Origin of the sequence: Pseudonocardia sp. T1-2H, from assembly GCF_038039215.1 — a bacterium.
Lineage (GTDB): Bacteria > Actinomycetota > Actinomycetes > Mycobacteriales > Pseudonocardiaceae > Pseudonocardia.
On the sequence record NZ_JBBPCL010000001.1, the window covers coordinates 919,282 to 931,019 of the forward strand.

7 protein-coding genes and 1 pseudogene are annotated in these 11,738 nt (G+C 70.7%); 4 read left to right on the forward strand and 4 right to left on the reverse strand.

Annotated features, from left to right (window positions below; all coding sequences use genetic code 11):
• The first annotated feature begins 25 nt into the window (after positions 1 to 25).
• Positions 26 to 1,078, forward strand: coding sequence for a D-2-hydroxyacid dehydrogenase (locus WBK50_RS04685; protein WP_341334403.1), 1,053 nt, complete (start codon positions 26 to 28; stop codon positions 1,076 to 1,078).
• A 201-nt stretch (positions 1,079 to 1,279) separates the two neighbouring features.
• Here the strand turns inward: WBK50_RS04685 and boxB are convergent, their stop codons facing one another.
• The 4 genes and pseudogenes from boxB to WBK50_RS04705 form a co-directional block, all read right to left on the reverse strand.
• On the reverse strand, positions 1,280 to 2,692 hold the full coding sequence (boxB, locus tag WBK50_RS04690) for a benzoyl-CoA 2,3-epoxidase subunit BoxB (RefSeq protein WP_341334404.1): 1,413 nt from the start codon (positions 2,690 to 2,692) through the stop codon (positions 1,280 to 1,282).
• A 78-nt stretch (positions 2,693 to 2,770) separates the two neighbouring features.
• Positions 2,771 to 4,541: pseudogene (gene boxC, locus WBK50_RS04695) on the reverse strand (2,3-epoxybenzoyl-CoA dihydrolase).
• Between the two features lie 117 nt (positions 4,542 to 4,658).
• Positions 4,659 to 5,087 (reverse strand): GNAT family N-acetyltransferase, encoded by a 429-nt coding sequence (locus WBK50_RS04700; protein ID WP_341334405.1) that lies wholly within the window; start codon positions 5,085 to 5,087, stop codon positions 4,659 to 4,661.
• A gap of 127 nt (positions 5,088 to 5,214) precedes the next feature.
• Positions 5,215 to 6,831, reverse strand: coding sequence for a benzoate-CoA ligase family protein (locus WBK50_RS04705; protein WP_341334406.1), 1,617 nt, complete (start codon positions 6,829 to 6,831; stop codon positions 5,215 to 5,217).
• A 189-nt stretch (positions 6,832 to 7,020) separates the two neighbouring features.
• Between WBK50_RS04705 and WBK50_RS04710 the strand changes: the two genes are divergently transcribed.
• From WBK50_RS04710 to ctaD, 3 genes are all read left to right on the forward strand, one after another.
• Positions 7,021 to 8,907, forward strand: a complete 1,887-nt coding sequence (locus WBK50_RS04710; RefSeq protein ID WP_341334407.1) for an AAA family ATPase — start codon at positions 7,021 to 7,023, stop codon at positions 8,905 to 8,907.
• Positions 8,908 to 8,983: 76 nt separating this feature from the next.
• Positions 8,984 to 9,796 carry a PIG-L family deacetylase gene (locus WBK50_RS04715; RefSeq protein WP_341334408.1) on the forward strand — a complete coding sequence of 271 codons (813 nt, stop codon included), beginning with the start codon at positions 8,984 to 8,986 and terminating at the stop codon, positions 9,794 to 9,796.
• A gap of 182 nt (positions 9,797 to 9,978) precedes the next feature.
• Positions 9,979 to 11,733, forward strand: a complete 1,755-nt coding sequence (ctaD, locus tag WBK50_RS04720) for an aa3-type cytochrome oxidase subunit I (RefSeq protein ID WP_341334409.1) — start codon at positions 9,979 to 9,981, stop codon at positions 11,731 to 11,733.
• Positions 11,734 to 11,738: the final 5 nt, after the last annotated feature.

The following is an 11,738-nucleotide window of genomic DNA, read 5'->3' on the forward strand; positions in this document are numbered from 1 at the left end:
CGTCCGTCGACGTGAGGAGGTCCGGGTGGCCGAGCGGCTGCGGGTCGTGCTGGCGACCCCGCTCGACGAGGAACTGTGCGCGATGATCGAGCGGGAGGAGCCCCGAGTCGAGCTGGTCCGCGACCATTCCCTGCTCCCTCCGCAACGCCATCCCGGAGACCACTCCGGGGATCCGGGCTGGTCCCGCACGCCCGAGCAGCAGGCCCGGTTCGAGGAGCTGCTGGACTCCGCGGAGGCCCTCTACGGCATCCCGGACGTCGACGCGGACGCGCTCGCCCGGACCGTCGAGGCCAACCCGGGGCTGCGCTGGGTCCAGACGATGGCCGCGGGCGGCGGGGCCACCGTGCGTCAGGCGGGCCTGTCCGAGGAGCAGCTGAAGAGCATCACCTTCACCACCTCCGCGGGTGTGCACGGCGGTCCGCTCGCCGAGTTCGCGCTGTTCGGGCTGCTCGCGGGGGCAAAGACGCTGCCGCGGCTGCAGGCCCACCAGAGTGCGCACCACTGGGCGGACCGGTGGTTCATGGGCCGGCTCGAACACCAGACCGTGCTCGTCGTCGGGCTCGGCGGCATCGGCACCGAGGTCGCGAGGCGGCTGCAGGCGTTCGGGACGCGGGTGATCGGGACGTCGCGGCACGGCGGGGAGCCACCCGAGTTCGTCGACGAGCTGGTCCACCCCGACGAGCTGGTGTCCGTCGTCGGCCGGGTCGACGGTGTCGTGGTCACCCTCCCCGGCACGCCCTCGACCGAGAATCTGGTCGGCGCCGCGGTGCTCGACGCCATCCGGCCCGGGACGACGCTCGTCAGCGTCGGCCGCGGCACCGTGATCGACGAGGACGCGCTGGTCGGGGCGCTGCGGGACGGCCGGATCGGGTTCGCTGCCCTGGACGTCTTCGCGGTGGAGCCGCTGGCCGTCGACAGCCCGTTGTGGGACCTGCCGAACGTGCTCGTCAGCCCGCACACCGCCGCGCTCGACGAGGCGGAGGACCGGCGCATCGCGGAGCTGTTCGTGGAGAACGCGCGGCGGCTGCTGGACGGGGAGCCGCTGCGCAACGTCGTGGACACGGTCGAGTTCTACTGACCTTCCAGGGGTCGCCCGGCTGCCTGCTCCTGGCGTCGCGGCTGCGTCGAGCCGACGCCGCTTGAGTGGCTCGAGCAGCGCACGGTGGCGCTCGAGCCACTCGAGCGCCGTCGGCCGCGGAGACCAATGCCGCTGGAGTGGCTCGAGCAGCGAAGAATGGCGCTCGAGCCACTCGAGTCCCAGGGGCGGCGGCGATCCCGGTCAGGCCAGGTGGACGTACTCGTACTCGAACGGCTTGCCGTTGATGCCGTTGGTCGGCGGCGCGATCCAGCTCGCGATCTTGCCCGGCTCGTAGACCGGCCGCATCAGCGACTGGACGTGCACCTTGTCGCCCTCGCTCGGCAGCCAGCAGTCCTCCTTGGCCTTCCACGTGTCCTTGCCGACGAGGTCCCCGGCAGGGGTGACGTAGTGGTCCGAGAAGAGCCCGACGTGCCGGTTGAAGCCGACGTGCGGCAGGTAGAGCCGCTGGTCGAAGCCCGCCTTCTCCAGGATCCGGTTCCAGCGCTTGAGGCCGGACTGGCAGTCCTTGACGTACTCGTTGCGCAGGTCCGAGTTCAGCGCGAGCAGCGCCGGCACCTCGTCCTGGGTGACCTGGCCGTCCCGCACGAGGTCGATCTTCGCGGAGTCCTCGGTGAGCAGGTGGTCGTCCTTGCGGCGCTCCTCCTGCCAGCGGCCCTTGAGGCCCGCGGTGAAGTAGTTCGCCGCGTTCGTGGACTGCTCCGAGCCGAACAGGTCCAGCGACACCGAGTAGTGGAAGTTGACGTACTTCTGGATCACGTCCAGCGGGACGCCGCCGTGCGGGGCGATCTCGTCGGTGTCGTGCTCGCGCATCAGCTCGCACGTCCGCGTCACCACCCGGTCGATGCCGGTGGTGCCGACGAACATGTGGTGCGCCTCCTCCTTCAACATGAACTCGCAGGTGCGCGAGAGCGGGTCGAAGGCGGACTCCTTCAGCGTGCCGAGCTGGTACTTGCCGTCCCGGTCCGTGAAGTAGGTGAACATGAAGAACGACAGCCAGTCCGGCGTCTCCTCGTTGAACGCGCCGAGGATGCGGGGCGAGTCGAGGTCACCGGAGTTGCGGTGCAGCAGCGCTTCGGCCTCCTCGCGGCCGTTGCGGCCGAAGAAGGCGTGCAGCAGGTAGACCATCGCCCAGAGGTGACGGCCCTCCTCGACGTTGACCTGGAACAGGTTGCGCAGGTCGTAGAGCGACGGCGCGGTCTCGCCCAGACGCCGCTGCTGCTCGACGGACGCGGGCTCGGTGTCGCCCTGGATCACGATCAACCGCTGCAGGTCCGCGCGGTACTCGCCGGGGACCTGCTGCCAGGCCGGCTCGCCCTTCTGCTCACCGAAGGCGATCCGCCGGTCGTCGCCGCGCTCGGCGAGGAACACGCCCCAGCGGTACTCCTCCATCGCGACGTGGCCGAACTGCGCCCAGCCCTCCTTGCCGACGTCGACGGCGGTACGCAGGTACACGTCCTCCGTCGGCACGGCCGGGCCCATCGTCTTCCACCAGTTCAGGAAGTTCGGCTGCCAGGACTCCAGGGCGCGCTGCAGCTTCCGGTCGCCGGCGAGGTCGACGTTGTTCGGGATCTTCTCGCTGTAGTCGATGCTCATTGCTCTCCCTCGCTGCGCGAGCTCGGCGCTTCGCCGATGCACTGTGTCGATCGTTCGCTCGCAAGCTCGCTCACGGGCTCACACCCGCCTGCGGTCGAATTCGGCCTTGCGTCCCGTGCCGTACCTGCGGAGTGCGCCCTCGGGTCCGGCGGCGTTGGGCCGCACGAAGATCCAGTTCTGCCAGGCGGTGAGCCGGGAGAAGATCCGGCTCTCCATCGTCTCCGGGCCGACGAACCGGTGGTTGGCCTCCATGCCGGTCAGCGCGTCCGGGGAGAGCGACGCGCGCTCCTCCAGCATGATCCGGATCTCGTCCTGCCAGTCGATGTCGTCCGGGGCGTCGGTGACCAGGCCCAGCTCGAGCGCCTCGCGGGCCTCGATCCGCCGGTCCGTCTCCTGGCGGAGCTTGGCCACGTGGTCGTCGTCGCCGTAGAAGCGCGAGCCCAGCCGGGAGAGCCCGTTGCTCATCGGGAAGGTGCCGAAGTTCGAGGCGGACAGCATGATCTGCGCCTCGTCGCCCTGCCCTGGGCCACTGGGGTCCTCGGCTGTGTCGTCCGCCAAAGTGCCGTCCAGCATGTACTGCCGGTCGCAGGCGAGGGCGAGCTCCAGCAGCGCCCCGGCGAAGCACGAGCCCGGCTCGATCAGCGCGATCAGGCTGCGCGAGGTGACGTCGAGCCGCTTGAGCACCCGCTTGAAGTAGTGCCGGATCTCGTTGACCAGCCAGTCGTCCTTGCTGTGCTGCTCGATGACCCGCTCGAAGGCGAGGGCGTCCTCGACGTCGCCCTGCGTGCGGATGAGCCATGTGCCGAGCTCCAGCTCGTTCGCCCGCAGCCGCAGGATCAGGTCGTCGAGCTCGCGGGTCATGGCCAGCGGCCAGAAGTCCGCGCCCAGCTCGTGCACCCGCGCGCACGACTCGGGCACGCCGCCGTCGGGGCCGAGGACGGTGATCTCCACCAGGCCGCGGTCGCGGTCGAACGTGGCCTTGACGTGCTTGTAGGTGATGCCGACCGCGGTCTCTTCACGCTGCAGCGGCGTCAGGGCCACCCCGGAGGCGTCCGCAGGACGCGACGACCCGGCCGCGGCGGTGGCGGCGCGCTCGGCGACCGTCTCGTTCCAGGCGCGCTTCGGGACGACCTCGTCGACGAGCTTCCACTCGACGGCGCGCTTGCCCCGCATGCCCTCCGAGGTCGTGGCGAAGACGTCCGCGCGGTCCTTGCGGACCCTCCGCTTGTCGATCACCCGGGTGAGGCCGCCGGTGCCGGGCAACACGCCGAGCAGTGGGACCTCGGGCAGCGACACCGCGGAGGAGTTGTCGTCGATGAGCAGGATCTGCTCGCAGGCCAGCGCCAGCTCGTAGCCGCCGCCGGCCGCCGTCCCGTTGACCGCCGCGATGTAGGTCTGCCCGGAGTGCGCCGTGGCGTCCTCGATGCCGTTGCGCGTCTCGTTGGTGAACTTGCAGAAGTTCACCTTCCACGGGTGTGAGCTGGGCCAGCATCCGGATGTTCGCGCCCGCGCAGAAGTTCTTGTCCTTCGCGCTGGTCACCACGACAGTGCGCACCTCGGGGTGCTCGAACCGCAGCCGTTGCGTGGCGTCGTAGAGCTCGATGTCCACGCCCAGGTCGTAGCTGTTCATCTTCAGCTCGTAGCCCGGGACGATCCCGCCGGTCTCGTCGATGTCCAGCCGCAGATACGCGACGCCGGTCTCGGCGGACCCGGACGTGTCGAGCGTCCAGTGCCGGTAGGTGGCGGGATCGGCGTCGAAGGAGACGGCGGGCGTCTCCTCCGTGTGCTCGGCCGAGCCTGACGGGGCGGTGGTGCCGGCTGCGTCGATGGTGCCGGTCTCCTCGGTCATGTCGGGATCCTCCTGCGCTGCGTCCGTCCCGGGTGGGGTCTGTCCCGAGCGGGACGCGGCGGTCGGCTGGCCGAGAGTCTACAACATGCTCGCGCTTCGGGATAGCGCTGTAGAACGTCAGGTGACGCCGTTGCTCCGGATCCGTTTCCGCAGCTCGCCGACGTCGGTGGGCTCGAACCCGTGCGCGGCCAGCCATCCGGAGATGGCGTCGGGATCCGGGTGGCCGCGCGGGACGACGTTGTAGATGTAGTTGAGGTGCCGGCTGCCGGCCTCCTCCTCGAGCCGTTCCAGCACGAACGTGCCGACGCCGCAGCCGCGGTGCTCCGGATGGGCCAGCACGAGGATCTCGGCGTCGCCCCAGGACTCGTCGAGACGCCCGTAGCCGACGACGGCGCCGTCGTCCTCGACGCGCCACCACTCGTCGCCGAGCTTGTCGCCTTCCTGCGGGGTGCCGAGGCCGAACAGGGTCGGCGCCAGGTCACCGAGGACGTCCGCCTTCGGCCCGTCCCAGATCGCGGGCGTCTCCCGGATCCACTCGTGGGTCATACCTGCCTCCTCGCGTCCGCCCGAGTGTGGCCCGGGTCTCCTGGGGCCGCAGCGCGCGGCACCGGGGCATCCGCACGAGTGGCACTTCTCGTGCGGTAGGTCCGCACGGAAGTGACGTTCGTGCGCTTCAGGCGCGGGCGGGCGCCCCGGGGGAGAGGACGGGCGTCGGTGCCACCGTGAGCCCGGCGGGCGGCGCCTCCACCGCGAGCGCGCGGAGCCGGTAGCGCTGGATCTTGCCGGTGGCGGTCTTCGGCAGCTCATCGATCGGGACGACGGCGCGGGGCCGCTTGAACGCCGCGAGCCCGGCCCGGCAGAACGCGATGACCTCGTCCGGGTCGACGACCACCCCGGCCCGCGGCACGACGTACGCGACCGGCTTGTCCAGGCCGTCGGCGTCCGGGATGCCGACGACCACGGCCTCGGCCAGGCCCGGGTGCTCCAGCAGGCGGGACTCGACCTCGGCCGGGGAGACCCAGATGCCGCCGACCTTGAGCACGTCGTCCGCGCGGCCGAGGCAGGTGAGGCTGCCGTCGTCGTTGCGGATGTACTGGTCCCCGGTGCGCATCCAGCGGCCGTGGAAGACCGCGCGGTTCACCTCGGTGCGGCACCAGTAGCCGGTGCAGATCGAGTCCCCGGAGATCCACAGCATCCCGGACTCGCCGGCGCCGTCGATCACCGTGCCGTCCGTCCGGCGCAGCTCGACCTCGTAGCCGGGGACCGGGAACCCGGAGCTGCCGGGGACGACCGCGCCGGGCCGGTTGGAGACGAAGATGTGCAGCGCCTCGGTGGAGCCGATGCCGTCGAGGACCTCGAAGCCGAATCGCTCGCGGACGCCGTGGTACATCCGGGCGGGCAGGGTCTCGCCGGCCGACGCGCCGCGGCGGGTCGTCGCGAAGGCGTCGTCCGGGACGCCGGACGCGAGCAGCGGACCCCAGAAGCTGGGCACGGCGAAGAACAGGGTGACGCCGTGCGCCCGGACCTTCTCGGCGATGAGGTCCGGGGTCGGGCGCGAGGGTTCGAGCACCACCGACGCCCCCACCGAGAGCGGGAAGAACATCGAGTTGCCGATGCCGTAGGCGAAGAACAGCTTGGCGACGGACAGGCACACGTCGTCCGGCTCGATCCCGAGTACCTGCGTCCCGTAGGTCTCGGCGACGTGGCGGATGTCCGCATGCCGGTGCATCGCGCCCTTGGGCTTGCCCGTGGTGCCGGACGTGTAGAGCCAGAGGGCGGGCGACTCGTCCCAGGTGGGGTAGGGCTTCTCGATCGGCGTGCTGCCTGCGGCGCGCAGCTCGTCCCAGGTCAGGGCGCTGATACCCGGGGGCGCGATCGGCTGCGCGCCGGCGAGCACGAGGTGGCGCAGGTCCGGGGCGTCCTCGGCCGCGGCGTGCACGGCGTCGGCGAACTGGTGGCTGCCGAGCAGGGCGCGCGCCCGCGAGTCGACGACGAGGGCCGCCAGCTCGGAGCCGGTGAGCATCGTCGAGCACGGCACGGCGACCGCGCCGATGTACATCGTGGCGAGGATCGAGGTGAAGAGCTCGACGTCGTCCGCCATGCAGAGCACGACGCGTTCCTCGGGGCGGACGCCGATCCCCACGAGGCCGGCGGCGACCGTGCGGACCTGGTCGACGAGCTCGGTGTAGGTGAGGGTGCCGCGCGGGTGGCGAACCGCGACACGGGCGCCGTCGCCGGCGTCCACCCGTCGATCCGTCAGATACTCCGCAGCGTTGAAGAGTTCGGCCATGGTGCTGGCTCCTGTGCCGGTTCGGGTGCTCGAACTCTACAGCTTGATCACGCACCGTCAACGGCGCGTAGAAGATTGCAGATGCTGCGATCCTGACACGGCGGGCCTCGCCCTGTACGAATGTGGTGTGGTGCGGCGAATGCCGGATCATCTGGATGTCGCCCGCGTGCGCGGGCGTCGGAGGTGACAGTGACGTCAACGACCCTCTCGACCGGGAACGGCGCCCCGGCGGCGGGCAAGCAGCCCGTCCCGATCGTCGGCCTGAAGCGGGAACGCGAGGTGCTCACCGTCGCGCTGGCGACCGGCCGGCACGTCGTCATCGAGGGCCCGCCCGGAACCGGCAAGTCCACGTTGCTGCGCTCGATCGCCCGGGACGCGGGGCAGCACGTCGTCTTCGTCGAGGGCAACGCCGAGCTGACGCCCGCGCGGCTGATCGGCGCGTTCGACCCGTCGCAGGTGCTGGCGGAGGGCTACCTGCCCGCGAGCTTCGTGGACGGGCCGCTGCTCAACGCCATGCGCGAGGGCGGTCTGCTCTATCTCGAGGAGCTCAACCGGGTCCCCGAGGAGACGCTCAACGTCCTGATCACGGTGCTGACCGAGGGCGAGATCGCGGTCCCCCGGCTCGGCACCGTCCAGGCCGGCCCGCGGTTCCGGTTGATCGCCGCGATGAACCCGTTCGACGCCATCGGCACCGCGCGGGTCAGCCAGGCGATCGCGGACCGGATGTGTCGGGTCGTCCTCGGCTACCAGGACGAGGACGCCGAGCGCACGATCACCGGCTCCGTCACCGGGGTGCAGGGCCCGGTCAACGACCTGGCCGTCGGCCTGACCCGCTCCACCCGTGCGCACCGCGACATCCGGATGGGCTCCTCCGTGCGTGGGGCGATCGACCTCGCGCTCGTCCTCACCGCGCTGTCCGAGCTGCGCGGCGAGGAGAAGCCCGCCCGCGAGACCGCCCGGGACGCCGCGCACGCCGCGCTGTCCGGCCGGATCCGGATCGCCGACGGGGTGGACCGCACCCCCGAGGCCGTGATCGACGAGCTGCTGGAACGGCTCTGGCCCGAGGAGGCCGACGAGCCGGACGCGCCGGACCAGGACGGTGATTCGGGAAAAGCTGAGGGCCCGCCGCCGTCAGGTGGGGCGGGCCAGCAGAAGGGCAAGGACAAGCCGACGCCGAGCCGTGGGCAGCGGACGATGGGCCGCGGCGAGCTCGGGAGCCGGCACGAACAGTTCGAGGACGTCTCACCCGAGCTCGGCGAGCTCGACGCCGAGGCGTTCGACGCCGCGCTGGCCGAGAACCCCGAGGCGGCCGCCGCGCTGTTGGCCGACCTCGCCGTCGCGACGGACGTGCAGCTGCGGGCGCAGGCCCGCAAGCTGGCCGGACGGGTGTTCATCCAGCTCGGCAAGGTCGGCCCGGCAAAGGCGCGGGGGACCCGGCGGATCGCCCCGACCAAGGGCGGCGAGGGCGATCTCGACCTGGACCGGACCCTCGACGCCTGGCAGCCGGCCGTGTCCCGCCGGCCGCAGCCGGAGGACCTGGTCACCCGGGGCTGGACGGCGCACCGGCGGGCCGTCTGCCTCGTCGTGGACATCTCCGGCTCGATGCAGGGGCTTGCGGTCGCGCTGGCGGCCGTCGCGGCGTCCGGCGTCGTGCTCGCGTCCGAGACCGGTGGCGCGAAGCTCGAACCCGGTGTCCTCGCCTTCGGATCAGGGGTTCGGACGCTGCAACGGCAGGGGGTCCGGCGCCCGCCGGACGAGCTGATCGGCGAGCTCGTCGCCCTGCGCGGGCACGGGACGACGGACATCGCCGCCGCCCTGCGGGAGGCGTCGAGGCAGCTCGCCGGTGCGGTCGCGGACGAGCGGATGGTCGTGCTGCTCTCGGACTGCCTGCACACCGCCGGCGATGAGCCGACGACCGCGCTCGGCGGCATCGACCGGCTGCACGTGCTGTGCCCGCTCCCGGACGAGGACGCGGAGAAGGCGTCCGCGACGCTGGCGGCGCGGGGCGGCGGCACCTGCCAGCCCGTGCGGAGGCTCGCCGAGGTCGGGCCGGCGCTCACCCGCATCCTGGCCTGACGGGCCGGTGCGCGGTACGTGGTGCCCCGGCACCACGTACCGCGTCCCGCCACCGCGGGCGCATATCCTCGTCGCCGTGGGGACAATCGTCAGCTTCCATGCCCATCCCGACGACGAGTCGATCGGCTCCGGCGGAACCCTCGCCAAGGCCGCGAAGAACGGCCACCGCGTGGTGCTCGTCTTCGCCACCCGGGGTGACCTGGGCGAGCCCGTCCCGGGAGTGCTCGCCGAGGGCGAGCCGCTGTCCATCCGCCGGTCCGCGGAGTGCTACGAGTCCGCCAAGGCCCTCGGTGCCGCGCGCGTGGAGTTCCTGCCGTACACGGACTCGGGGATGAAGGGCCTGCCCACCAACGACGCCCCGTACTGCTTCTGGCAGGCCCGCGTCGAGCACGCAGCCAAGCTGCTGGCGGTGATCCTCGACGAGGAGGAGCCGGACGTCCTCACCGTCTACGACGACAACGGCGGCTACGGCCACCCGGACCACATCCAGGTGCACCGGGTCGGGATGCGGGCGGCCGAGCTGTCCGGCGTCCCCGTCGTCGCGCAGGGGACGATCAACCGGGACTGGATGCTCCGCGGGATGAAGGGGCTCAAGGAGTCGGGGCAGATCCCCGAGGGGTGGGACGCGTCGTCGTCCGAGCCGCCGCCGGACTTCGGCAAGCCCGAGGCGGAGATCACCCACCGGGTCGAGGCCGTGGACTTCGTGGAGCAGAAGCGGGCGTCGATGCGGGCCCACGCCAGCCAGATCGGGCCGGACCACTTCATGCTCGCGATGCCCGACCCCATCTTCGCGATGGGCTTCGGCACCGAGTTCTACATCGTGGCGGACCCGCCCGCCCCGGCCGTCGCGCCGGACGTCTTCACCGAGCTCTTCCTGCCGATGCGGTAGGCCGGGTGACCACGGTCGCGTGACCGCGGGTTCCGGACCCGCCGGTGGCCGTTCTACTCTGCGTAGAGCATGATGCGCGTGCGAACCGTCGTGCCAGGGGAGACCATCGCCCCGGCAGGGGGTACGCCGGTTCGCGCGGATAGAGTTCGGACCTGCCCATGAGGTCCAGTGCAGGAGGCACAGTGACAGCCGTCGCCCCCAAACCGATCACGACGCGCCCGTACCCGGCGCGTCGGACGGGTAAGGGCTCCACGTTCCTGAAGATGCTGCGGACGACGGACCCGAAGGACATCTCGATCCTTTACATGGTCACGTCGTTCGGCTTCTTCATGGCCGGCGGTGCGATGGCGCTGCTGATGCGTGCCGAGCTCGCCCGCCCGGGACAGCAGATCCTGTCCAGCGAGCAGTACAACCAGCTCTTCACGATGCACGGCACGATCATGCTGCTGCTGTACGCGACGCCGATCCTCTTCGGCTTCGCGAACTACATCGTGCCGCTGCAGATCGGCGCCCCGGACGTCGCGTTCCCGCGGCTGAACGCCTTCTCCTACTGGCTGTTCCTGTTCGGTGGCCTGATCGTCCTGTCCGGGTTCCTGACCCCCGGCGGCGCCGCGGACTTCGGCTGGTTCGCCTACACGCCGCTGTCGGACGCGATCCGCTCGCCGGGTGCCGGCGCGGACCTCTGGATCGTCGGCCTGGTCGTCTCCGGCCTCGGCACGATCCTCGGTGGCGTCAACTTCGTGACCACGATCGTCTGCATGCGCGCCCCGGGCATGACGATGTTCCGGATGCCGATCTTCACCTGGAACATCTTCATCACCGCGCTGCTGATCCTGATCGCGTTCCCGGTGCTCACCGCCGGTCTGCTCGGCCTCGCCGCGGACCGTCACTTCGGCGCCCACGTGTTCGACCCCGCCAACGGCGGCGTGATCCTGTGGCAGCACCTGTTCTGGTTCTTCGGCCACCCCGAGGTCTACATCGTCGCCCTGCCGTTCTTCGGCATCGTGTCGGAGATCTTCCCCGTGTTCAGCCGGAAGCCGATCTTCGGTTACAAGAGCCTGGTGTTCGCCACGATCGCCATCGCGGCGCTGTCCGTGGCCGTCTGGGCGCACCACATGTACGCCACCGGCGCGGTCCTGCTGGCGTTCTTCTCCTTCACCACGTTCCTCATCGCGATCCCGACGGGCGTCAAGTTCGTCAACTGGATCGGCACGATGTGGAAGGGCAAGCTGACGTTCGAGACGCCGATGCTCTTCGCGGTCGGCTTCCTCACCACGTTCCTCTTCGGCGGCCTGACCGGCGTGCTGCTGGCCTCCCCGCCGATCGACTTCCACGTCTCGGACACGTACTTCGTGGTCGCGCACTTCCACTACGTGCTCTTCGGCACGATCGTGTTCGCCACATACGCCGGCATCTACTTCTGGTTCCCGAAGATGACCGGCCGCATGATGGACGAGACGCTGGGCAAGTTCCACTTCTGGACCACGTTCATCGGGTTCCACCTGACGTTCCTGGTGCAGCACTGGCTGGGCAACGAGGGCATGCCGCGCCGCTATGTGGACTACCTGCCGACGGATGGCTTCACCACCCTGAACACGATCTCCTCGATCGGCGCGTTCGTGCTCGGGGCCTCGACGCTGCCGTTCATCTGGAACGTGTTCAAGAGCTACCGCTACGGCCGGGTGGTCACCGTGGACGACCCGTGGGGCCACGGCAACTCCCTGGAGTGGGCCACCTCGTGTCCGCCGCCGCGGCACAACTTCACCGAGCTGCCCCGGATCCGCTCCGAGCGCCCCGCGTTCGAGCTGCACTATCCGCACCTCGTCGAGCGCATCCGCGAGGAGGCGCACGTCGGGCACCGGGCGGCACCGTCCGAGGTCCTCGCCCAGGGCGTCAGCCACGAGACGCAGCCGGACGACGACCCCAAGTCTCGTTAGGACTG

Excerpts from the sequence above, each read along its gene's own strand:
- boxB (WP_341334404.1), bottom strand. The coding sequence starts at position 2,692 with ATGAGCATCGACTACAGCGAGAAGATCCCGAACAACGTCGACCTCGCC.
- WBK50_RS04700 (WP_341334405.1), bottom strand. The coding sequence starts at position 5,087 with ATGACCCACGAGTGGATCCGGGAGACGCCCGCGATCTGGGACGGGCCG.
- WBK50_RS04705 (WP_341334406.1), bottom strand. The coding sequence starts at position 6,831 with ATGGCCGAACTCTTCAACGCTGCGGAGTATCTGACGGATCGACGGGTG.